Source organism: Persicobacter diffluens, from assembly GCF_036244895.1.
In the GTDB taxonomy this organism is placed as follows: Bacteria; Bacteroidota; Bacteroidia; order Cytophagales; family Cyclobacteriaceae; genus Persicobacter; species Persicobacter diffluens.
In genome coordinates this window covers 23,271-48,517 of the sequence record NZ_BQKE01000005.1, presented here as the reverse complement: position 1 = coordinate 48,517, position 25,247 = coordinate 23,271, and the positions used below count along the sequence as shown (strand labels likewise).

12 protein-coding genes are annotated in these 25,247 nt (G+C 41.3%); 3 read left to right on the top strand and 9 right to left on the bottom strand.

Annotated elements, in window-relative coordinates; genetic code table 11:
• The first annotated feature begins 30 nt into the window (after positions 1 to 30).
• Positions 31 to 2,892 (top strand): alpha-L-rhamnosidase-related protein, encoded by a 2,862-nt coding sequence (locus tag AAA970_RS23795; protein ID WP_338239391.1) that lies wholly within the window; start codon positions 31 to 33, stop codon positions 2,890 to 2,892.
• 1,502 nt (positions 2,893 to 4,394) lie between these two features.
• Here the strand turns inward: AAA970_RS23795 and AAA970_RS23790 are convergent.
• The 5 genes from AAA970_RS23790 to AAA970_RS23770 all read right to left on the bottom strand — a co-directional run bounded on the left by AAA970_RS23790 (position 4,395) and on the right by AAA970_RS23770 (position 18,370).
• Positions 4,395 to 5,831, bottom strand: coding sequence for a tagaturonate reductase (locus AAA970_RS23790; RefSeq protein ID WP_338239390.1), 1,437 nt, complete (start codon positions 5,829 to 5,831; stop codon positions 4,395 to 4,397).
• 30 nt (positions 5,832 to 5,861) lie between these two features.
• Entirely contained in the window at positions 5,862 to 7,508 is a 1,647-nt protein-coding gene (locus AAA970_RS23785) for a UxaA family hydrolase (protein WP_338239389.1), read from the bottom strand.
• A 317-nt stretch (positions 7,509 to 7,825) separates the two neighbouring features.
• Entirely contained in the window at positions 7,826 to 12,697 is a 4,872-nt protein-coding gene (locus AAA970_RS23780; protein ID WP_338239388.1) for a hybrid sensor histidine kinase/response regulator transcription factor, read from the bottom strand.
• Between the two features lie 1,088 nt (positions 12,698 to 13,785).
• The gene (locus AAA970_RS23775) at positions 13,786 to 15,324 is read right to left on the bottom strand and encodes a RagB/SusD family nutrient uptake outer membrane protein (RefSeq protein ID WP_338239387.1); all 1,539 of its coding nucleotides are present in this window, start codon (positions 15,322 to 15,324) and stop codon (positions 13,786 to 13,788) included.
• 28 nt (positions 15,325 to 15,352) lie between these two features.
• Positions 15,353 to 18,370, bottom strand: coding sequence for a SusC/RagA family TonB-linked outer membrane protein (locus AAA970_RS23770; protein WP_338239386.1), 3,018 nt, complete (start codon positions 18,368 to 18,370; stop codon positions 15,353 to 15,355).
• 475 nt (positions 18,371 to 18,845) lie between these two features.
• Between AAA970_RS23770 and AAA970_RS23765 the strand changes: the two genes are divergently transcribed.
• Positions 18,846 to 19,868: a hypothetical protein gene (locus AAA970_RS23765; protein ID WP_338239385.1), complete on the top strand. Its 1,023-nt coding sequence runs from the start codon at positions 18,846 to 18,848 to the stop codon at positions 19,866 to 19,868.
• A 415-nt stretch (positions 19,869 to 20,283) separates the two neighbouring features.
• A complete protein-coding gene (locus AAA970_RS23760) occupies positions 20,284 to 22,122 on the top strand; it encodes a glycoside hydrolase family 2 protein (RefSeq protein WP_338239384.1) in 1,839 nt (612 codons plus the stop codon).
• A 405-nt stretch (positions 22,123 to 22,527) separates the two neighbouring features.
• Here AAA970_RS23760 and AAA970_RS23755 read toward each other — a convergent pair whose 3' ends face one another.
• From AAA970_RS23755 to AAA970_RS23740, 4 genes are all read right to left on the bottom strand, one after another.
• Complete coding sequence (locus AAA970_RS23755; protein WP_338239383.1) at positions 22,528 to 22,683, bottom strand: DUF1328 domain-containing protein; 156 nt, start codon at positions 22,681 to 22,683, stop codon at positions 22,528 to 22,530.
• Between the two features lie 435 nt (positions 22,684 to 23,118).
• Positions 23,119 to 23,538, bottom strand: coding sequence for a sll1863 family stress response protein (locus tag AAA970_RS23750; RefSeq protein WP_338239382.1), 420 nt, complete (start codon positions 23,536 to 23,538; stop codon positions 23,119 to 23,121).
• A 56-nt stretch (positions 23,539 to 23,594) separates the two neighbouring features.
• Positions 23,595 to 24,494, bottom strand: coding sequence for a mechanosensitive ion channel family protein (locus AAA970_RS23745; RefSeq protein WP_338239381.1), 900 nt, complete (start codon positions 24,492 to 24,494; stop codon positions 23,595 to 23,597).
• A 129-nt stretch (positions 24,495 to 24,623) separates the two neighbouring features.
• Positions 24,624 to 24,815 (bottom strand): CsbD family protein, encoded by a 192-nt coding sequence (locus AAA970_RS23740; protein ID WP_338239380.1) that lies wholly within the window; start codon positions 24,813 to 24,815, stop codon positions 24,624 to 24,626.
• Positions 24,816 to 25,247: the final 432 nt, after the last annotated feature.

The window sequence follows — 25,247 nt, the reverse complement described above, 5'->3', positions numbered from 1 at the left end:
AATATTAAGTCATTTGATAATAGCGGCAGGTTGAAAAGAATTTATTTTTTTTGGGTAATCATTGTTTTATGGGCAATTTCCGAGACGGTAACCGCTCAGGATATTCGCCCCACAATGGTATGGAATCGGGAGACGGGAAGTCTACGAAACGAAATGCTTTACTTTCGCAGGGACGTAACATTGGCCTCTGCAGCGCAACAAGCCATTCTGCATGTATATGCGGATTCGCGCTATGCGCTTTACGTGAACGAGACCTATCTGGGCTTTGGCCCGCTAAGGTCTTATCATAAAAACCCGTATTATGACACCCATGATATTACGCCTTATTTAAAAAAGGGAAAGAATGTGATTGCCCTAAAAGTTTTATCCAATGGGATGCAAACCTATCAGCTTTATGACAATAAAGGCGGCTTTAGTAGTTGGGGAAATATTGTCACAGATAGTCAAAATATTGACTTAAATGTTACCAAAGGATGGAAAGTCAAGTCTGCAGAAGGGGTGGAGCAGGACATGCCACGGCTTTCCTTTGCGGCAGGAGCGATTGAGGTAAATGATTATCGATTGGATACCCATTGGAATTCCTGCAAATTAGAAAGCACGGAAGCGTGGAGCTCGCCGAAACCTCTGAAAGCGCAAGATGCCTGGGGGAAATTTCATGTTCGGCACCTCCCCTATTTAACCAATGAAAAAATAGCCGTTGAGCCAACCATAAAAGCTTATCCAGTCTGCGAAGAGGAGAAGCTTTATTCCTTCCGTATTCCAGTGCCGGATTATAATTTACAGGAGTATAATCGGAGCTATCAGGGGGCGGCCTACACCTATATTTATTCCCCAAAAGCGCAGAAGGTACAGGCAGGACTTTGGTGGGGAAAATATGCCCTCAATGGCCAGCCAATCAAAAAGATAGGGCGAAAAAATCAGCAGGTACATCGGGAGGATTATGAATTTCCCCTGCGTCAGGGGTGGAATTTACTGACTTGCCAATACGGTGTGATCTGGGGTTCATGGGATTTTTATATGTCCTTACCTGCTGATCAAAATATCATCGTCAGTGCGACCAGGGAAGATCTGGCAAAGGGTACTTTTTACACTTATTGTCCGAAAGATCTACAATTAAATGCCGCCATTAAAGCATTAAATTTGAGCACCCTTCCCACCGAAAAAATCAATGGGAAAGCCATCGACTGGACCCTACAAAAACCTGGATTAGCCAATACCAGTCCGGCGCGAGATTTGGCCTGGACACAACCTGAATTACAGCACCCTATTAAATTAAAGAAAAATGGGAAACTAAAGCTTCCTCCATCGGAGACCGGTACGGTGATCTATGCTAACTTCCGGGAGATTCAACTGGGAAGATTATTCATTGAAGGGCAATTCCCCGAAGGAACCATTATCGATATAGGGTTCAGTGAAGAACTCAATAAGGACGGCTTTCCCTATTTATATCGTAGAGAGCAAATTAATGCCGGCATCCGCTATATCACCAGCAAGGACATACAGTCCTACGAAACCTTTAAACCCTACGGTGCGAAATACCTTAAAATTATCATTCGCAACCCCGGAGGAACTGCTAAGATCCACCAAATCGGTACCTATCGGCAAGTTTTCCCATTCGAAACCGCAGGAAGTTTTCATTGCAGTGATACTAACCTAAATAAAATATGGGAAGCCGGATGGAGAACTTTACAGCTTTGTGCCGAGGATTCCTATACGGATACTCCTTTCAGAGAGCGTGGTTTATATGCCGGTGATATGCTGCCGGAAGTGGCCATCACCATGGCCACCACCGGTGACCTTCGGTTAGCCGAATATTCTTTAGCGGTGTTTCAGGATATGTACTACCCTTATATGTATGAAAATTATGATGGGGTGCACATGGACTTTCCCTTTATTACGCTCTTGACGATGAACTATGTGAAGGACTATAGCGGGGATTGGTCGTTAATTGAAAAATATTACGATAATTATAAAAACCTGCTCTTGACCAATTTAAATCGTAAAAATGGTGAGGGATTAATTGAAGCGCATCACGTTTTTACGGAATGGTCAAAAATTAATAAAACAGATGCTGCCATGGGGTCGCTACAGGCCATCATATACCAGAGCATGAGCATTTTGAAAACATGGGCCCTCCATTTGAATAAACCGGAAGAAGAAATCGCCTTTTATGAATCAGAAATGACACAATTAAAAAGCGTATTTAATCGTCTATTATGGGATGACAGCAGAGGCCTCTATTATGATGGGATCAAGCAGGGGGAATTGATTGATGATCAACATCTATCCACTAGTATTTGGGCCATGCTTTACGGACTAACAAATCCTGAGCAAAACCAGCGCATTGAAGAAAACCTGTCGGAGGAACTGAAAGATATCGGGCAGGAGTTTCGGGGACGAAAAATTGCTTCCTACTCTTCTTATTATCTTTTTGCTTACCTCTACCAACAGGGAAAAACGGCATTGGCGGACGAATTTATGAAGGCGCACTGGGGAAAAATGGTGGAAGGAAGAGCGTATCCCACCGTTTGGGAGAATTTTGATATCGATCATAATCAGGGAACCTCCAGCCATGCCTGGAGTGGCCATCCTACCTATTTCCTAAGTACGGAAATATTAGGGGTAAATTTGGGATTTAATAAACCATTCGATAGAAATATAATAGAAATCATGCCTCAATCTTCCTACCTGGATTGGGCAAAAGGAACCGTGATGCATCCCTTAGGGCCCGTGGAAGTATCCTGGGAAGTACATGAAGATAAACTTTATGTAGATTACCGCGCTCCAAAAGGCGCGAAGGTCTTCATCACTCCCCGAGGCCGATTATCAGACTTAAAACTGATCATTAACCAAAAAGCTTTAGAAGTCGAAAAAGTGGCGAAAGGAAAGTAGTTTCCGCTTTCAAAGGTGGATTTCTTTTTAGGGAAAGAAAACGCAGCATCAGAAATTTAAGCCGGATAATTCAGGCTTAAATTCTCGTTTAGCTGAAGGGCGGGAAAAATGAAGAAGTTTTTCCTATTTCGAGATTTTTCCAACGAAACTGATGAATGAGGAGAAAGCAAGCTTACACAAATTTGGGCCATATAAAAATCAGTAGGCATGAGAATAATAGATTGATAATAAGCTGTTTTAAGTGAGCCAATAAATCTAGCGGTGAATAATTCGGATTATATGATAGGAGGGAATTTTGGATCAATTACCCTCGCTCCCACAGTGTTCATTTAAAGTCAGAAGCATCGAAAATCCTTTCTATAATCATCTATTTTTCATCGAAGAATTATAGCTTTAAAGCAAGCATTCCGAACGCTTTGAATTAATAGAATTGGCATTAACCGGGTTATACATGCTTTAACCCTCCTTTAGCGGCAAGGCGGAAAAAATGAAGGAATTTTTCATATTTCGAGATTTTTACAACGAAGCAGATGAAGGAGGAGAAAGCAAGCTTGCCCAAATTTGGGCTATAATAAATCAAAGAAATTAGATTATAAGCCCTAAAAAATGAACCAATTTTGATTGGTTGGTGAATTTAGCGGTGAATAATTCGGGTTAAGATTAAGAGCATTTTTAAAAGCATACCATCCGGCTGCATATTTTAGATTTGAAGCACGCTATAAAAATGGCAAACATGCTATTGCTATTTTTGAAACCTTTTCCATACCCGTGGTTTCTCCCGTCACTCGTCGCTAAATGACAAAATCACGGAAGCTTTCCTTTCCAACTGTATTCAAATGAAGTGATAAAGACTCGACTAAAATATGGAAAACAATGCTTATTCATTTTTGAATGGATGACGACCGACATTATGTTAAATCAAAAACTCTTTGACCATCCTTAATTTTGATAGCAAACGACAAAATCATCAAGGCTTGAAACATTGGTGCTAAGCCGAGAAAGTTGCCCGGGGAATCCATCAAATTATTATATTGATTCGAACAGAAAAAAACTATGAAGCCTTCCTGTTGAATGGTAATAGCCAGAGTTTCACCAGTGGGTCAGAGCCGGAAAATTCTGGCTTAAATTCTCGTTTAGCTGAAGGGCGGGAAATGAAGGAATATTTTCCTATATCCTTTTTTTCCAAGGAAGCAGATGAATGAGGAAAAAGCAAGCTTAGCCAAATTTGGTGGATTAAAAAAATCAGCAAAACCACTCGAAATACGCTGATAATGCATATTTAAGGTGGTTTGCTGAAACCGGCGATGATTAATTCAGAGTATGGGCGGATTTATGGACTTATCGGCACACCATCAGACTTCAAAAAACACAAACGCTAAAGCTAATTCAAATTATGAAAAGCGCTTGAGGATTTTTTTAATCACAATGGATCGTCTGGATCCACACAAATTCACCAGAGCCCCATGCAATAGTAATTCACCCTTCCATCCATTTTTTTGCCTTTAAGCATGTGCCAATAGATTATATTGCTGTAATACATGAGCAATACCCACCTGCTGAAGATCTTCCAATTGCCTGGCCACCAACTTGGTTATGCCCGGGATCTGATTTAAGTCCTGTTCCCATAAAGCTTCATAAGCCAATACTGCCTGGGCGGTTTTACTGCGATCATCCATCTCCCAGGCCTTTTGCACCAAAGCGATAATATCCGGATCATCTTGGAGGGCGATCAATTGATTGGCATATAAAAATATATAGCTGCTTAAGGCCAATATAAGTCGCTCCGGCAACTCGCCTTTACACTTGAAATACTGAAGCACACAGGGCAAAACACGGGTTTTGTATTTTGGAAAGGCATTCAGGGCGATGCTGGATAGATAGTGCTTAATATACGGATTCCGGAAGCGCTCCAAAACTTCATTTGCGAACTGTTCAAGTGCTTCAGGGGGCAGGCTAAGGGTAGGAATAATTTCCTGATGAATCGTCAATGAAAGATATTTGCCAAGCACCTTATCTTCTACGGCCTCTTGTACCGTTTGTAAACCACTAATCAACCCCAACGGCACCATCGTAGTATGCGCCCCATTAAGAATATGCACTTTCCGGTTTCGGTAAGGCTGTTGATCATCAGTATACACCACATTAAGACCAATAGCATCCAAAGGCAATGCGGCCTGCAATGCCCCTCCTCCTTCGATCACCCAAAGCATAAATATTTCTCCTTCTACGACCAACTGATCCTGATACCCCAATTCTTCCTGAAGGGTACTAATGGTATTTTTTGGAAATCCGGGCACAATCCGATCCACCAAAGTATTACAAAAAGTATTGGCCTGCTCCAACCATTGGATAAACTCCTCTCCCAAATCCCAAAGCTCCGCATATTTACGAACATATGATTTCAAAGTGGTTCCATTATGGTTAATCAACTCGCAGGGCACAACAAAAAGCCCTTTTTCCATATCCCCCTGAAACACCTGAAAGCGATGAAACAATAATCGGGTAAGCTTAGCAGGAAAGCTGACTGCCCCCTGCATTTCCATAGTATCCTGTTCATTAAAGGAAATTCCTGCTTCAGTGGTATTGGAAAAAATAAACTGTAATTCCTCCAATTCCCCTAAGGACAAAAAGCCTTCAAAATCAGTATAGGGATTATTGAAAGCTGATATGACATCGATTAATTCTGTATTGCGTACCAGCGCTCCCTTCTGGATCCCTTGCAGCACGGTATGATAAAGGCCATCCTGTGCTGCCAAATGATCCACCATGCCATGCTGCAGGGGTTGTACCACGGCAATATTACCATTAAAGTCTGTTTTTTGATTTAATTGCTGAATGGCCCAGTCCACAAAGGCGCGGAGAAAATTACCCTCTCCGAATTGTACAATTTTTATCGGTCTGCTTTGTGCCTGTGGGCATGTCTTCCTATTGAGTTTCATGATGGTAAAGGTAGAAGTTGAATATAAAAATTATAGCGATAAATCTTTTCTCCAGGGAATAAAATCATCCTGATTCAATTGCTCCGAACAGGTCAATTGTTCCCCACTGGCCACCCGGATAATGTGATCCATTAAAACGTCAGCAGATTCCTCCACGGACTGAATGCCCGAAATGATGCCGCCAGCATTAAAGTCTATAATGTCCGGCATGCGCTTGGCAAGTATACTATTACTGGAAACCTTAATGACGGGAGTGGCAGGATTTCCGGTCGGGGTACCGAGTCCGGTAGAAAAAAGAATCAGGGTAGCACCGGAGCCGGCAAGGGCGGTGGTGGACTCCACATCATTACCAGGGGTAAAGAGCAAATTCAGGCCTTTCTTAACCACCTGCTCGGTATAATCCAACACCGAGCTAATCGGGGCTCCTCCCCCTTTTTTCGCCGCTCCGGCAGATTTCATCGCATCGGTGATCAAGCCATCTTTGATATTCCCGGGAGAGGGATTGGCCTCAAAACCAGAACCGGCAGCCCTGGCTTTTTCACCATATTCCATCATTAAATGCTGAAAACGATAGGCATCCTTCCGGTCCATACAGCGATCGAGCAGGTGTTGCTCTACGCCATTAAGCTCGGGGAATTCCGCCAAAATGCTGCTTCCTCCAAAGGCGACCATTTTATCAGATATTTTACCCAATACCGGATTAGCAGATATTCCGGAAAAGCCATCCGACCCGCCACATTCCATACCGATCACCAATTGATCAACGGAAGCTGGTTGTCGACTAATTTGATTTATCTGACTTAAACCCAAAACGGTGGACTTAACAGCTTCCGCAATAAAAGCCTCCTCGGAAGGACTACCTTGTTGTTCATGAATATAAAGCGGCTTATTAAAACCGGGCGCCATCTCCTCCAGAACTTCCCTGAACATGCTTACCTGGGCGTTTTGGCATCCCAGACTTAAAAGCGTGGCACCTCCCACATTGGGATTCATTAAGTAGCCTACTAATAATTGACAAAATAAACGGGCATCCGCACGGGTGCCTCCACAGCCGGCATGGTGGGTGAGAAACCGCACCCCATCCACATTAGCAAAGGGGCGATCAACAGCGCTTTGTGGTTTCGCCACTTGCACTTCCTGCGCCAAGATTTGGGAAGCATCGGCTCCTTGGGCTGCCATATTCACCATTGCTTCCAGGCCCTCGGTTAGCTGTTGGTCATAGCCTAAATGGGGTTCCAGTGCTTTTTTGATCGCTAAAATATTCCGATTCTCGCAAAAAACTAAGGGAACCACCAACCAGTTATTGCGCGTCCCTACCTTACCGTCCGGGCGATGATATCCCATGAAAGTCGGCACCTTTTCCGGCTTTGGAGAGGTCCATTGATAGTCAAAATCCGGTTTGATTTCCGGTGTTTGGGTAGCATGTTTTACATTTTCAGTGGTAATGCGCTCCCCTTTTCTGATCGCCTGATGTGCTTTCCCCACCAATATGCCATACATCGTAACGGGATCCCCAATTTGGAAATCTCGAAGTGCAAATTTATGCTTAGCGGGCACATCATCGACTAATTTAATATACGCTGCTTTAAAGGGAAGTTCGCTTCCCTTAGGGAGGTCCTGCAAGGCCACCATGATATTATCCTGCTCGTGCACCAACAGGGTTTTGTGTATTGTCATATTTTTTTGATCATTGTTGGTTCACCCAAATTATTCACCGCTATATTCATCTAGTGAGTTTAAGTAGCTTTACTTCAATTAATTATATTGGCTTACTAATATCCCATTAGCCCCAATTTGGCCAAACTTACCTTCACCTCATTCCTCTACCGCTTTGAAAAAAACGGAAAAGGAAAAATTCCTTCATTTTTTCCGCCTGGCAGCAAACCGAGGATTCAAGCTTAAATAAACCGGCTTAGAGCATGTTTAAAGAGCTGATCTCCACTTTCGCTCTGTGAAGATCAATGCTGCCGGCTACCATGAATAAACACCCGGATTTAAAAATCCCCTAACTGCTTATGATTTTCTTTATGTTTTTGGATAGAAAAGCTTTTAGGGGTTTCTCCAAATTTTCGTTTAAAACACTTACTAAAATACTTGGTATCACTAAAACCCACCATAGTGGCTACCTCTGCTACGTTATAATTTTTCTCAGAAAGAATCTTTATAGCCAGCGTCATCCGATAGTGACGAATAAAATCATTAATCGATCTGCCGGTCAATCCCTTTAATTTTTCATAAAGCACCGTTCTGCTCATGCCCATCTCCTCTGCCAATACCAAGACCCCAAACTGAGTATCAGCAATATGTTTCTCTATAATCGCCACGACCTGATTCAGGAAGGTTTGTTCATCATCATTGACGTCAAATTCAGAAAGGATATTGGTTTCCTTTACCTGCCCCTTTATTTTTTCCTTTTTACTGAGAATATTTCCAAGTTTATTCCTGACAATATCCATATCGAAAGGTTTCAATATATAATCCACCGCACCTAATTTCAGTCCCTGCTTCACTGAATTATTATCCCCTTTTGCGGTCAACAGAATCACCGGGATATGCGCCGTATTGACATCGTTATTCAGGCTTTCACACACATAAAAACCATCGGCCTTCGGCATCATAACGTCCGATAAAATAATGTCCGGTAAAATTTCTCGGGCTTTTTTCACTCCTTCGATGCCATCACGGGCCACCGACACCTGCCATTCCTCCATCAGGCAAACCCGAAGGTATTCCCGCAATTCATTATTATCTTCAATCACCAGGATGCTTGGCAACGCTTTGGAGCTGGGTAGTTGGTGGCTGGTCGACTTTAAATCTACCTTTAACAATTCATCGTAGGATACCTGCGATGCGGCCAAAATGGATTCCAGCTCCGAAATACTTTGCTGTTCCTGCAAACCAGAAGTATCCAAGGGTAAAACGACCGTAAATTTCGTTCCATGCTCATCCGGCCCTTCCTCATAACTTTCGACCGATACCGATCCCTGATGCAATTCCACAAAAGATTTCACCAAAGAAAGGCCAATGCCTGTCCCCTGACTACCACTATCGATGCGTTCGCTTCTGTAGTAGCGTTCAAATACTTTATCCAAATCATGTATTGGAATACCGATCCCATTATCCCGCACCACGATTTGTAAATAATCCAGCTGCTCTTTCTTCATCTGTTCCAATTCCACCCAGATGGTGCCACCGCGCGGGGTATATTTTATGGCGTTATTGACCAGGTTAAAAACAATTTTTTCAATTTTATCATGATCAAAGAATCCTTCAGTTTGGAGAGTATTATCGACAAACTCCAAATTAATCTCCTTTTCACGGCCCACCCATTTAAAGGATTCTGTTATGTCCTGTACCTGTGAAGCCAGATGATATCGGCTTAAATTGAGTTTTGTATTGCCCGTTTCTGCCTTGCGTAAATCCAAAATCTGATTGACTAATCGTTCCAGTCGTTTGGCATTTCGTTCCACCAGCTGTAGAATTTGATACTCCTGCTTGGTCAGGCTCTGGCAGTTCTTCACCAATTCTTTCACCGGGCTGATAATTAAAGACAGTGGGGTTTTAAATTCATGAGACACCTCGGTATAGAAGCGTTCATTTTTCAGATTCATTTCCCGCAACTCATGAGACTGTTCACTGATTTTTTCATAGGCCAGGGCATTCTCCAATGCAATGGTGATATAATGTCCCAGGTTTTTCAACAGCCCCATATGCTTTTCATCAAAGTCATTTTTCGTATAACTTTTGGCGACAATAATACCGACCGTATCCCGCTCCTGCATATGTAGCGGTAAGTACAAACCGGAATGCGGCTGATTATGATAATATTCCCCTGCCTCCCCGAAGAGTTCCTCAGCTTTATGCTTCAGGTTTCCCGTCAATATTTCTTCCTGATTGCGGATAGCGTAGGTAGATAAACGATTCTTCTCCTCTATCGCCAGGATATCCTTCACCGGCTCCTTTTCATCATGGCCTCCGGACCAGAATTCAATTAAATTTTTCTCCTTATTGATATAGCCCAACATCAGTTCGTCAGCACCAATCAGTGTAGAGAGGGTTTGGGAAATCTGAAGAAAGACCACACGAATATCTACTGAAGCGGTGACTTTATAGCCAAAATTGAGCAGCATATTAATTTGCTCATGGCTATTATGTAACTTCATACTTTGACTTTGGATCTCCTCATTCTGCTCCAAAATCTCATTTTTCTGTTCTAAAAGCTCCCGGTTTTTCTCCTGCAAATCAGTCGTCTTTTGCTGTACTTTATGTTCCAATATCCGTTGTTGACGTTGCATATTTCGTACCCGCCAATAACTGGTCGTATAAATACTAATCACGAGAAATACCACCACCCAAAAAATCAACCAGGGAGATTTCCACCATGGACTAAGCACTTCAATTTCCAGGCTTTTGAATTGTGGATTCCAAACCCCATCACTATTGGCCACCCTTACCTGCAGCCTGTGTTTGCCCTCGGGTAATTGGTTGTAGTAGGCGGTTTGTAATTTCGAAGCATTCCGCCAATAGGAATCTACCCCCTCTAATTTATAATGGATTTTATTATTGCCGGAACCGTCAAAACTGATGGCCGCCAACGACAATTCCAAATCCGTCTCATTATGATGAAGTACTATCTTGTCGGTATAATGGAGATTTTTTTCCAGAATAAAACCGGATTTTAGCGTATCTCCAATTTGAATCTTCTTCCCCCCAATTTTTAGTTCGGTGATGGAGGGTGTCGCATAATGCTTACTTTCCAAAATATCTCCGGCCTGAAAGAATGTAAGTCCTGAGATGCCTCCAAGATAAATTGTTTCATCAATGGAGCTGAGGGAATAGGAGTTGGTTAAAAAATTATTCCCGGCAATCCCATCCTTTTGATAATAATTGCGCGACTGTCGCTCATCAGGGTTAAAGTGAGATAAACCGTGGTCGGTGCTAATCCAAAATCTCTGGTCTGCGGTTTCAATGATCGACTTAATGGAATTGGAAGCGAGTCCATCCGCTGTGGTAAAGACCTCGAAAGTCCCTTTTTCGGTATCCATCAGGTGCAGGCCTTCAGTTGTTCCTACCCACGTTCTTCCCTGGCTATCCTGCCTCAGATTGCGAATGTAATTACTACGTAAACCCGCCGGATTATTGCTTTCAGCCAGGTAGTGTTTCACCTCCCCCGACTTGGGAAAAATCCGATTCAAACCTAATATAGAGCCAACAAAGATAGTGGAATCATGACCCACCATGAGCTCATAACATTTATTAGAGGTCAAGCGCTTACCTTCAGGGCCATTGACGGTATAATTTAAAAATTTAGACTCCCCCTTCTTGCGGGCATAAACGCCATGATCAAAAGTAGAGACCCAAAGGGTTCCACTAAAATCTTCCTGAATGGACCTTACTGACCAGCCCTCGAAGTAATATTCACTCGCGGGATCATTATTATAATAAATAATTTTATTGGTCTTTGGATAGTATTGCGCCAATTTACCATTAAAAAAACCTAACCAATAAAAACCGTTTTTACTCGGGGAAATGGTAGAAATTGATTTCCCCTGAATACGATGGTGGTACCGCCCTGTCTTTTTATGATACTGAAAAAGACCATCTTTTGAGGCTATCCATAGATTTTTTCCCGCATCATGCAAGCTATAAATGTGAGTCAGGGAGGGGGAAGTGCTATGAGTGGGAAGATCCTCCTGGGTGAAAAAAGGTTGCTCCTTAAGATCTACTTTCACCAGTCCCTCCCACTCTAATCCGATGAGTAATACCTGATTCTCGAGGTATTGCATACTCATCACCATATCATTTAGGATTTGGTCATTGGAAGAGGTAGGCAGATCCAGCTGCTGAACGACTTTTTTGTCTTTAACGGCGAAGATCAATCCGATCTGTTTGATGGAGCTCACCCATAATCTATCCTGATCATCCCTGGTGGCACGAACAGCATTAATGTCCAGGATTTTTTCAAAATCTTCCCCATTCATTTTTGCCGCAAAGAGTCCGTTTTTAGTACCTAAATAGATGGTATTTTCCACTTCCTGAATGAAGTTCACCACATCCTGGTCTTTATCCCCAAAATGATAATGGTCGACATAAATGGGATACCCTTTATTATTGAGGGCGATTTTACTCAGGCCATTTTTTTCAGTGATGACCCAAAGATTACCATGACTGTCCTCAAACAATTGTCGGATGCTATTAGAAGCGATTTGATTGTGGTCGGAAATGGCATCATGTCGATAATTCCGGAAGGTTTGATCCATGGGGTCGTAGCAGCTTAAGCCATCGGTTGTTCCGATCCACAACAAACCGGAAGAATCCTCCATCAGGGACGTCACCTGGTTATTGGCAATACTATTTTTTTGCTCGGCAAAATAATGTGTAATGCTATTATCGGGATGAATTTGATTCAGGCCATTCCGGGTGCCAATCCAAATACTTCCATCGCTGGCCTCCAAAATGGATTTCGTTTGTGGGGTTACAAAATCGTTGGAGGACAAACCGGAAGCTTTACAGTAAAATGTAAAACTATCGTCAATTAGATTAAAACAATCTACCCCACCGGTATAATATTGAATCCAAATTCTATTTTTGGAATCCAAATACAAATTGGAAATCATGGAACCGTGCAAGCCATTATTCCCAGAGGCGGTATATTCATAAGTTTTAATGTGGGTGCCATCGTATCGATGAAGTCTCCGCGTTGTGGCAATCCAAATAAACCCATGTTGGTCCTGAACAGTATGCAAGACTCGTTGAAATTGATAACTGGTATGTTCAAAAATTTTCTCCACCCTAAGCTTTTTATCTGCCATTCCTGAGAAAGGAGCAATAAAAAGCATAAACATTAACAGTAAAAAAAGTCTCATAAGCCGATTAAAAAGTGATGACAACCTGCATAAAGGTGAAATTTTTTTTCAGAAAAGAAAAATTAACGGCAACTCCCGAAAAGGGTAAAAGCCTGTCAATCAGCATACATCGCATTTATGGGGACAATTTATCCCAAATTAACCGACAATATTTACCCTCAGCCCACTCAAATATCCATACCATTGGGGGGCTTAATACCTCCACTAGCAATAAAAGTCCCCTTGGGTCACCCACATTTTCAGTTGCGCTCAAACACTTTACTAATAAAATTTTAATCATTCAAAGCCTCATCCTTTCATTCCCCCAATTACCTATGACCTCATCAGCGGTTACCAAAAGCATGATGATCGTTATCCTCAAAAAAGGAAGCTCCGGAGCTAGTGAAAAAACCCTTTAATTCGGAACGCTCATTTGTCCACAGATTAATGGGATTAATGAAATTAGGACTTTAAAATTGCAGCTAAAAAAACATGGCCCGATAACACCTCCTTCTGCTGTGGGTCTAATAATTACAGGTAATCAATCATCCAGCCTATTTAAGAAAATCCTTTTCATCCCATTTATTTGTGGAAAATAAGGATCAGTTGGTATTTACGGAGCATAACAATAAATGAGGAGAAAGCAAGCCTGCCCATATTTGGGCGATTATAAATCTAAGAATATAAATTGTAATGAGCTGAAATTAATTTACTTACGATCGGTTAATAAATATGGCGGTGAATAATTTGGCTTAAGCCGGATTATTCATGCTTCAATCCTCTTTTAGCTGCAAGGCGGGAAAAATGATGGAATAGTTGCCTATTTCGAGTTTTTTCCAACGAAGCAGATAAATGAGGAGAAAGCAAGCCTGCCCATATTTGGGCGATTATAAATCTAAGAAAATAAACTGTAATGAACTGAATTTAAATTACTTGCGATCAGTCAATAAATATGGCGGTGAATAATTCGGCTTAAGCCTTCATTGTCCGGGACAACAGACCAAAAAAAAACCGGCACCTACTCCCATAGGCACCGGCTGCAGTGCAGGCTGGCTATGCACAGCCAACACATTCATTTTCAACTTAATACTCCCAACAAAATAGATACATTAGAAGGAATTATTAAAGTTAATATCCTCCAACGGTATTGGATAGTGCTTGGCCAATGCCGGGCTCCAACCTTTGTCCAGCATAATGGCATTGGAAGCTGCATCTCCCCAGCGAACCAAATCAAAATAACGCAAGCCCTCGAAACAAAATTCTACTCTACGCTCATGCTTGATCACTTCCATCAATGACTTACCCGTAGCAGTCATATAGGAAGCGACATCCTTGCCATTATCGGTTAATTCCTGCACAGAAGAATAACCAAAAGCACGTGCTCTCACTTGGTTAATTTCTTCCATTGCCGTCTGGGGATCACTGTCCACCACCGTCTCGGCATGCATTAATAGCACATCGGTATATCTTATGATGGGGAAATTTTCCGTTTGCTGACCACTTCCAATCACCGGGTTGGCTTGCGCACCGGACTTAATGCCTTTTAATACACAATACGGGTAAGTAGCCGAGCCTTTATAAACCGTGCCTTCCGCATATGGAATACTGTCCCCATCAGAAAGGATAAAATTCTTTTTCCGCAAGTCACCCTCTTCAAATTCCTGCACCAAATCTTTGGTAGGAATAATATTCTGATAAGCCGAAGTAGTAGTAGGGCCAATGAAGGTATTCCGAATCGACACACAAGCGGAGTTCTTATTATCATCAAAATAAATATTACCCCCTCCGTAAGAATCATCTATTTGAACCTCAAAAATACCCTCTTCACTATTATCCCCTTCAATAGTCCAAATCAGATCCACCGGAATTAAGCTGTAATTGCCCCGATTAATCACTTCTCGAAGCAGTGGTTCCGCCTTGGCGACCTGCTTCTCATACAAATAATGACGGGCCAGCAAAGCTTTGGTCGCCTCCATACTGGCACGACCGGTAGCAAAACCACTTTCATCGCTCCATGGTAAAAGCTTATCTTCTATGATGGTCTTCAGGTCCTGCTCAATAAAAGGCACTATTTCATCGGTGGAAATAAAAGGATGACTTTGGCTGCCATAATTTTCCTCGGTCACTAAAACGCCCTCACTCCACAAATTTACAATATGCTGGTAATAGAGTGCTCTTAAAAAACGTACCTCTCCTTCCATTTGCTCTTTACCGGTGGCATCAGAGGCGGGCAATTTCTCCAACACAATATTGCAACGCATGATCCCTTCATAAAGAGAGTTGTAAATCCCTCCTCCTCCAATCATCTCGGTATCATTGGTTACCAAAAAACCACGGTCAAACAACACCTTATCGGTGTTATCAATATTGTAGGTCATATAGCCCTGAAATCGTCCCTCCAATGTGGTGAGATCATCCGTGCCGATATCACTTACCACCCCGTAGAATTGGCGATACAAGCCAAAATTATTCAACGGTGAATAAGCCGCCACCACGGCTTTTTCCATTTGCTCCGTGGTTTTATAATAGGTATCCGGACTTACGGTGTCTATCACCTCAACGTCCAAAAAAGAATTACACGAAAAAGCGGTTAGGGAAAGTATAATTCCTAAACTATATTTTTTTATGATATTTAATATCTCAGTCATCTTAAAAAAATTTACTGATTCAAAAGAATTAGAATGCCATTTGAAGACCGGCGGTCATACTGCGTACTGCAGGGTAAGTTCCCCCGTCATAACCAATGGTGAAACTACCGTTCGGGTTACTGATATTACTCGGATCCAAACCCGTATATTTAGTGATGGTAAACAGATCGATTCCACTAATAAATACCCGCACTGAATTCAATTTCCAGCGATCTAAGAGTGCTTGAGGAAGGGTATATCCGATTTGAACGTTCTTCAGGCGAATGTAATCCGCATCCTCAATCCAGCGATCGGAAACGGCACTGTTCGAAATGCCTTTGTGAGCAGAATTATCATTCAAACTAACAATCGGGAACTCGGAATCCGGGTTCCTGTCCGGATGCCAGGATTGCTCCAATACATAGGACAATCGGTTACCATAACCCGCACCATTTTCTAAAGCAAGACGCGTCTTATTATACAATTGATGCCCTCCAACTCCCTGCACAAAGATGCTGAAATCAAAGTTATTATAACGTAAGCTATAATTTAAACCAACAAAGTAGGTAGGATGAGGAGAGCCCAGCACTTCGCGATCATCTGCATTTACTTCTCCATTACCATCGAGGTCACGGAACATCTGCTTACCCGTAATTTCATTAATCCCCTCACGACGATATCCATAAAAAGCCCCAATAGGCTCTCCTGTACGGAGTAAACTGGCATCATTCGCCAGGCCATTTTCCCCTATAGTCGTCGGAAGGTCCTTTATCTCATTTTGAATCATGGTGGAATTCAGGGAAATAACATGCTCCCAACCATTATCATTAAAAGCTTTATAGGATAAATTAAGTTCTACCCCATTATTCACCAATTTACCGGTATTCACCCAGGATTGACCACGAACACCCGTATATCCTCCCGGATTAACTTTCAACAACATATCTGTCGAATTTCTGATGAAATATTCCGCAGTAAAGGTTAAAGCATCATCGAACAAGCCCATGTCCAAACCGATATTGGTTTGCTGAACAGTCTCCCAGCCTAAATCATCATTGGCGATTTGCAAGGGTGCCGTTCCACTGATATCTCCGGTTGGGAAAGGATATTTGATCTGGGAATTTAATCCTGCTACAGCATTACCGATTTGACGGCCCAATTCCCCATAACCTGCTCTCAGTTTTAAATTGGAAAACACATTTACATCTTCCATAAATTTCTCTTCAGAGATTTTCCAACCAGCAGAAAATGACGGGAAGCCCGACCATCTCCGGTCTCTCTTAAATCTGGACGAGCCATCCATTCGATAACTACCGGTAAAGAGGTAACGATTGTCGTAATTATAATTCACACGACCCAAAAATGACACCTGACGATAAACCTGATTGGAGCCGTAGGAAGTTCGAATATCACCTGTTTGTGGAACCCGCGTTCCCTCCTCCAAATCTACGGCATTAATTTGCATGCCGATCAGCTGCTCTGACATCACCGAATTACCCACCATTCCGTTAACCGTGTGCTGACCGAACTCTTTATTGAATTTCAGGTAATTTTCAATCAGAATATTCATTTGTTGATTATTCCGGATATTCAGGCCGTTTTGCGAAGGATTAAGGTTAGCCGCTAAGCCCTGATCTACTTTGGGATTGTAAAAGTTTCTGTCATCCAGTTGATAATTTAAGTTAACATCCGTCCGGAATTTTAATGGTTCAGTAATGGCGATCTCCGAGAATAAATTCGCAATTGCGCCATAGGTTCTTCTATATTGATCCCAAAGTTCTCCCACCAAAGGGTTAGGAAAGTTATTATTACCCGATATATCAAAAGTTGGTTTACCTAAGCCATTTAAATTGTCCGGATCATAGGGTTGAATCTGAGGGGCTGCCTGGTAAATATTCATACTTTTATCCGTAATCGGATTCTTTTGCTTGTTGGAAAAGAATAAGGTGGAGTTTAATCCTAAAGTAAGAATACCTTTGGTCTGGCGGGTACTAACACCCAAATTCAATCGATCGTAACCGGTATCGGCAATGGTCCCTTCCTGTGTAATATACCCCAAAGAAACACGATAAGAGCCATGATCCGAACCGCCGGACAATGCCAAATCCGCCTTGGTCACCTTCCCCATTTCAAAGACCAAATCCTGCCAATCGGTATTGATCCCCATCAGCGATTCATCATTCACCCAAGCCGGCGGGGTCAATGGACTCAAAGGCGTGGAGGCATTAACCACCATCTCACTGGTATATTGCGCATAAGTGCGCGTATCCATCATATCCAGTCTGCTTGCAACTGCACTTACACCCGTTTCTACATTAAAGGTAAATTTAGATTCCCCGGATTTCCCGGATTTAGTGGTTACAATGATCACCCCGTTCGCTGCCCGGGATCCGTAAATTGCCGCAGAGGAAGCATCTTTTAACACCTGCATACTCTCAATATCAGAAGGATTGATCCCGGAGATATCTGACAATTGAACCCCATCCACTACATATAGTGGGGTGGAATTTCCATTAATGGTCCCGACGCCGCGAATATTAATATTGGGGCTCGCTCCAGGCTCTGCTGTACTGCTGACAAAAACACCGGACACGCGGCCTTCCAGGGCGGAACTCACATTAGATACCGGGAATTTGGTAAGGTTCTCCGTATCGATCACCTCAACCGCACCAGTAAGGTCACTCTTTTTCATCGTGCCGTAACCTACAACAACCAGCTCATCCAGCTCAGTTACCTCTGCCACCAACCGTACATTAATCTGGGATTGATTACCCACAATAATCTCCTGGGTTTTATACCCTATAAATTTATATTGGAGCGTCACGGCATCACCCTGCCCGACTTTAAGAGCATAATTTCCCTCAAAATCGGTGATGGTACCAATCGTTTCTCCTTTGATAACAATATTAACCCCTATTAACGGGCCATCCTTATCCGTGACCTGACCACTCACGAGTCTATCTTGTGCAAACGCTCCTACCGAAGCCAAACAAAAAATTAAGGCTATTAGAAATAGGTGCTTTAACCGACCTTGGCAGATCGGCAGCTTTGTTCTTCTTCTATTCATTTTGCTTGTCTATTAAAAAATCTAATATTATGAACACCTCAAATGTATCGGCTTTTCAAAAAGGAAGGGAGCAACTAATGTTTGAAATGGGGGAATTATTGAGGTATTGAAGTCATAAAAAAAATAGTGCATTTTTACTTTATTGAATAATTAGTTGTCTTTTAAGGTTTTTTTTGAATCAAATTCTCTTCTGATTCTAATTACACCGATGACCATTAACCTGATCGCCCTTAGGCTCCTAGCGATGATCCAGCCCCTGAAATCCTTAAACCTTCCCCTAAGGAAGTTTGAAATTAAATTAAAGTTAAAAAAAGACACCTTTACAGACAAATAATGGCCTCATTCAAATATCCCGCTAACTAGTTTTGAGCATATCAAAAAAACAAAATCAATTTTTTTATCAGATCAAACCTTTGATTCAATAATAGCGCAAAGGCCAGATCAAAAACTGTATTTATCAAACTTTATAAGAGTTATGACACATTTGAATTTTTTACCAAAAAACACCTTCGCCTTCCTATTGTGCCTAGTCTTCGCGGCTATCGCTTTCGTTTCCTGTAGTGAGGAAGAAAACCCCGCTCCTGCAGTGAACTATACCTTAAATGTGGCAGGACAAACCGTTAGCATGACCGACGCTGGTAGCGGAGCAGTGGCTGGAACCGTAAAAGGACTTACTACCAACACCTTTGAATATGCAATCGAAGACTCGGAGGGCAACACGTATACCGGCAGTTCGGAGTTGGATTTGACCAATGACATGAAATCTGCAGTGATTGGGGAAGATGTGAAAGGAAAAGTGACCGATCTTACCATGGAAGCAGGTGCAAAAGGAAAAGTGCAAACCCTTTCCCAAGCGTATTTGGATTTCGAATGGAAGGCCCCAGAAGTGAATGTAACCTTCACTTTAAATGAAGCAAAAACAGAAATTGCGGTGAAAGCTCAGGTGGTACAGGCGGTAATGGCAAGTCCTAAAGACCCAGAAAATCCAGAATGTACTGACACCAATTTGGAGACCCTTTGGGTTGTGGGAACCGGAGCTGGCGGATGGGATCGTGACGAGACCAACTTAATGGCAAGGGAGAGCGATGACAATTGGATTTATGTATTGGAGCACGAAAATGTAAGCAAGCACTTCGAAAAATTAAAAATTGTAAACAGCGAATGCTGGGCAGACGGTGAGTGGGCCATTGGTGATGAACCTTTATTGGAAACTATTCCGATCGATCAACAATTTGAAGGAGCGACCATCTCCAGAGAATATGATTTCCAATTCAGAAAAATTGACGTAGAATTAGAGCCAGGAACTTGTAATAAAATCACAGATGAACTTACAACTTGTGGTCCTGACAGAACGGATGATGTAAAACTAACCTTCCTGACTGACGAGCAAAAAAATGATTATAACAACCCTATCTACAACGTAACTTATAAATTGGATTTGACTTCTATGAAATTCTCTATCCAATATACCATCGTTACTCCTCCTACTCAAAAATAAGTAATGGAGTAAAAATAAGTAGTAAAAAAATTAATACCAGGTTTTGTCCCTCATTGGATGTTTTAATCCAGGCTGGGGCAAAACCTTTTTAAATATTTAGGGGAAAACATTAGGGATCTATTAACCCGAATTATTCACCGCTAAATTTATCGACTAAACGCAAGTGCTTTGTTTTCGGTCATTATAATTTGTTTTCTTTGGTTTATAATAGCCCAAATTTTGGCAAGCTTGCTTCCTCCTCCTTTATCTGTTTCGTTGGAAAAAACTCTAAATAGAAAAAATTCCTTCATTTTTCCGCCTTACAGCTAAACGAGGATTTAAGTAGGAATAATCCGGATAAATAGCAAATGAATGATAATTTACTCATAAGACCACACCCTAAAAACAGCGCCTTTGGCTCCTTTTTTTAAACACTATGAAAAAACTATTTTTTATTTTCACGCTATGGCTAATGGCATATTCACTTCATGCCACGCCTTTACTACACAATGTTTTTAATCGTCAAGCCGTCTCTCTGAATGGAAAATGGCACTATATTGTGGACCCCTACGAAAATGGCTATTATAACTACCGCCGAAGTGCCTATGATACCTGGGGACCAAACCTGAATCCGGGGGTTACGGCTTATTTTCAAAATGCCAAGGCCAGGGATAAAAGCGAACGTTGTGAGTACAACTTTGAAAAGGCCGAGACCATGACCATACCAAGCAGTTGGTCAACTCAAGAGGAGAAACTCTTTTGGTATGAAGGAGTGGTTTGGTTTCAAAGAAATTTTAAACACGTTAAGAAAGAAGCACATCGGACCTACCTTTACTTTGGGGCGGTAAACTATGAGGCACATGTGTATGTCAACGGAAAAAAAGTAGGTATTCATATCGGTGGGTTCACGCCATTCAATTTTGATATCACCGACTTTTTAAATGAGAATGGGGAAAACTTTGTCATTGTGAAGGTCGATAACAGCCGTAAAGCTGAAGCGGTCCCTACCCTAAGCACTGACTGGTGGAACCACGGCGGTATTACCCGTGAAGTGAAATTAATTGATGTTCCTGAGGTCCATATTAAAGATTACCGATTTAAGTTAGATAATAAAGACCTCAATCAGGTTCTAGCGGAAATAAAAGTTAATGGGGTTAACAAAGCAACCGCAGTAGAAGTGGCAATACCCGCACTTAAATGGAAAGAAACCATTAATACCAATGCGGAGGGCTTTGCCTCCTTTACCTTCAAAAACAAAAAATTAAAGCTATGGACACCTGAGGAGCCCCATCTATATGAAGTGAGTCTCAAGGTGGGGCAGGATCAATTAAGGGATAAAATCGGCTTTCGAAGCATCACAACCCGCGATGGACAAATTTTATTGAATGGCTCCCCCTACCAACTAAAGGGCATATCTGTACATGAGGAGAATCCTATAGGTGGTCGCCGAAACTATAGTGAAACAGATGCACGCCAGATTTTCCAATGGGCCAAAGACCTGAATGCAAACTTTCTTCGCCTTGCCCATTACCCTCATAATGAATACATGCCACGTTTAGCAGATGAACTGGGCTTCTTACTTTGGGAAGAAATCCCTGTTTATTGGACCATTCAGTGGGAAAACCCTGAAACTCTTGCCAATGCCCAACAGCAACTTTCAGAGGTAATATTCAGAGATAAAAACCGTGCGTCGGTCATTATCTGGAGTGTAGCTAATGAAACACCGGTTAGCGATGAGCGCACAAAATTCCTGACAAACTTAACCAAAACAGTAAGGACTCTCGATGATAGCCGATTGATAAGTGCGGCCATGGAGGTGAGCCAGCACCATTCCTCAGGAGCAAAAGTAATCGACGATCCATTCGGTGAAGTGGTTGATATCATCAGTTTCAATCAGTACCACGGCTGGTATGGTGGTGATATTGATGATTTTAAAGACATTAAATGGCAGATAAAATATAATAAACCGGTCATTGTTAGTGAATGGGGAGGTGGTGCCTTGGCCGGCTATCACGCAGATGCTGAAACTATCTGGTCTGAAGAGTTTCAGGCCAACCTGTACAAAAAAACACTGGAAGGAATAGATAATATTCCTAATTTGGCTGGCTTCACACCTTGGGTTTTATGTGATTTTCGTTCTCCACGCAGACCTTTAGCGGATATTCAGGACATGTGGAACAGAAAGGGTATTATCGGAGAAGGTGGATTGAAGAAACAAGCCTTTTATATCTTAAGCAACTATTACAAAGCAAAAACGGATAACCCTTCACAATAAATAAAAAAGGAACCGTCCCTAAAAAACGTTTAGAGTGTGTTTAAAAGCCAAAATTCGTAGCGAAAATTTGATTATTGTAGAAGCGATACCGGATTTATTGGAGAGAATAGCATCGCTCTTGTTGAGAAATTATCCAAAATCGCTTCCAATAATTCGAATTTGCAGCCGAATGGTGTGCTTTTAATCACGCTCTTAGGAACGGATCCTTTTCATAATAATGGCGGTCATACCTATCCAATCCAGCGTTCCATCTAAAAGAGCGTTTTTTAAAAGCCAAAATTCTCAGCGTAAATTTGAATTTACAGCCAAGTGGTGTCCTATTAAACACGATTTAGGGTAATCTGGAGCAGTAATACACAAAAAAACGGATAGGAAGTATGAATATTAATGCATTAAATTAGATCTTTAGACTGAACCAAAAAATAAGGATATAACAAAAAAGATAATAAAAATAACAAAAATAATTTTAGCGATTCCAGCAGCTCCACGGGCAATATTAGTAAAACCTAAAACACCAGCTATTAAAGCAATGACGATAAATGCAATTGTCCAAGATAACATAATAGATAAATTTAAAGATTTATAAAATAATTATAATAACATTATAGTGTTAGGTTATTAAATGATCAACACTTAGAGCATGATTAAAAGCCAAAATTCGTAGCGAAAATTCGATTATTGTAGAAGCGATACCCGATTATTTTGAGAAAATAGCACCGCTATTGTTGAGTAATTATCCAAAATCCTTTTGAATAATTCGAATTTGCAGCCGAATGGAGTCCTTTTAACATACGCTAAAAGCGAACTATGCATTAATCCAGAATGGATGGCAGATCCTAAGCCGAAAAAGGGAGCGCTGACATTTCGGGAAATCTAAGACCTTTAATCTTTTGAATGCATATTTTAATAAATGCAAAAACAGATATAATTTAAAGTACAACACAACTCAGGTTAAAGAGCACCTAAGTGCTCTTTAAACTAAATATACACACGTTTCTACCCTTCAAAGGTCTCCTCAATATTCTCCCCTACTTCTTCAATTTTAGCTTCCATTTTTTCAAAACCATCCTCGACATTATCCTTAAAGGAATCCCAACTGTCTTCAGTTTGATCCTCAATATTGTCTAACGTTTTTTCAAGTTTAGAACGATCACCTTTGAGCTCAGCTATAGTCTCCTTCCACTCCTCTTTGGTCTCCGCTTTGGCGTCCTCTAGATTAGCCTGAATATCCTCCAACTCTTCATCTATCTCCCCTATCATTACGTTCACTTCATTCTTCAGCTCCTGCTTTTCCTCCTGCCATTCCTTCACTATTTCAGAATTAGCCGACGCATTTTTTTTAGATTCACATTGTACAAATAAAAGCATACATGCAATTACTGCAACACCTAATGGAAGTTTCATTAATATTTTCATAAATAAATTAATTTTTATTGTGTTCGTTTATTAAATAATGATTTATTGAATATTCACTATGCATTTACCTCCATGACTTCCTCTTTGGATGAGGAAAGCTGCCGGGGATTAAACTCCAGCGTTCGGATTGGAAATGGAATCGTGATTTCATGTTCATCAAAAGCTTGCTTTATGGAAATAATGGCTTTCTTTCTTAATTCAAGGAACCCTAATTCCGGAGGCCCTGGAAATTTGATCCAAAACCGAATCATAAAATTGATCGAGCTGTCTCCAAACTCATAATAGTCAAAAATGATATTATCCGGGTCTACAACGCCTTCAAGCTTTTTAATGCAGTTTAACACCACGCTCTCTACTTCCTTTAAATTGTCATTATAGGAAACGCCGACTGATAAATCTATACGCCGCTTTCCGAGCTTGGAGTAATTATAGATCGGGTTCTGCATCACATCTTTATTAGGAATATGCACCTCCTGCCCCTGAAAGGTTTGCACGATTGTGACCCGAATAGTGGTTTTCTCGACGGTGCCCATAATACCGTTCAGCTCCACTACATCCCCAATTCTAAAGGGCGTTTTAAAGGCCAATATAATTCCAGATATAAAATTTGCTGATATATCCTGGAACGCAAAACCCAAAGCAATACCAATAACTCCAACCCCTGCCAATAGAGAGGTCACCGTTTTCTCAAGCCCTAGAATTCCTAAAATAATAAAGAAGCCAGACCCAAGTACCGTATAATAGATAATGGTGGCCAGCAAATTTTCCAACACCCTATTATCGATGGTTTTATTTAATAATTTGTTGGAAAACTTTTTAATATATTTTGCTAGTAGATAGAAAAAAACAAAAAGCAATACAGCGATGGCCATATTTGGTAGCATGGTAACAAAGGCATCCAACCAACTGTCTAATTTAGCCATCACTTTATTAATGGGCTCTTGAAGATTTCTCATAATTTCCAGGAAGAGTTTGTGGCGTACGTTACGGAACAATCAAATGGTGTCTGAATAAGGCTAATAGAACCGCAAAGGCGGAAACGATCACCCTTATTCAGAGCAACTCAGTAGGGCAAGCAATTAAACTTATGAAATGAGTTTATTAATTTCCTTTTTTATGGCTTCAGTAGATTCACCCGTTTTTTTCTGGATCGCCCCAATCAATTTATCTAAAGCGCCCTCCGCATACAAGGCATCGTCATTGACCAAGTCACCATATTTCTGTTTCAACTTACCCTTTGTTTCATTCCAATTACCTTTAACTTGTAAATCGTTCATGTTTTTTTAGATTTAGTTTAACATTGTTTTCGATCTTATAGGTGGAATTATTGTACCATAATCTATAAAAAACCGTAATCCCCCTCTACAAGCACCTGAAGGCGGTTTTAATAATTTCACCCCTATACAAAAAACCGGTATATTGGGGAAAAAATTGCCCATACTAGGGCGAATTAGCCCCAAAAAAAGCCTGGCATATGATTTTAGTATTCCTTAGCCGGATTAATCATGTTTAAATCCTCATTTAGCTGCTAAGCGGAAAAAATGACATCATTATTTCATATTTGGAGTTATTTACAACGAAACAGATGAAGGAGTAGCAAGCCAAACCAAATTTGGGCTATTATTAAATCAATAAACACAATTTTATTGAATTGAAATGAAGTCATATAAGGAGACCTTCTAAATCTAGCGGCGAATAATTCAGGTTAA

Excerpts from the sequence above, each read along its gene's own strand:
- AAA970_RS23790 (WP_338239390.1), bottom strand. The coding sequence starts at position 5,831 with ATGAAACTCAATAGGAAGACATGCCCACAGGCACAAAGCAGACCGATA.
- AAA970_RS23785 (WP_338239389.1), bottom strand. The coding sequence starts at position 7,508 with ATGACAATACACAAAACCCTGTTGGTGCACGAGCAGGATAATATCATG.
- AAA970_RS23780 (WP_338239388.1), bottom strand. The coding sequence starts at position 12,697 with ATGAGACTTTTTTTACTGTTAATGTTTATGCTTTTTATTGCTCCTTTC.
- AAA970_RS23775 (WP_338239387.1), bottom strand. The coding sequence starts at position 15,324 with ATGACTGAGATATTAAATATCATAAAAAAATATAGTTTAGGAATTATA.
- AAA970_RS23770 (WP_338239386.1), bottom strand. The coding sequence starts at position 18,370 with ATGAATAGAAGAAGAACAAAGCTGCCGATCTGCCAAGGTCGGTTAAAG.
- AAA970_RS23765 (WP_338239385.1), top strand. The coding sequence starts at position 18,846 with ATGACACATTTGAATTTTTTACCAAAAAACACCTTCGCCTTCCTATTG.
- AAA970_RS23760 (WP_338239384.1), top strand. The coding sequence starts at position 20,284 with ATGAAAAAACTATTTTTTATTTTCACGCTATGGCTAATGGCATATTCA.
- AAA970_RS23755 (WP_338239383.1), bottom strand. The coding sequence starts at position 22,683 with ATGTTATCTTGGACAATTGCATTTATCGTCATTGCTTTAATAGCTGGT.
- AAA970_RS23750 (WP_338239382.1), bottom strand. The coding sequence starts at position 23,538 with ATGAAAATATTAATGAAACTTCCATTAGGTGTTGCAGTAATTGCATGT.
- AAA970_RS23745 (WP_338239381.1), bottom strand. The coding sequence starts at position 24,494 with ATGAGAAATCTTCAAGAGCCCATTAATAAAGTGATGGCTAAATTAGAC.
- AAA970_RS23740 (WP_338239380.1), bottom strand. The coding sequence starts at position 24,815 with ATGAACGATTTACAAGTTAAAGGTAATTGGAATGAAACAAAGGGTAAG.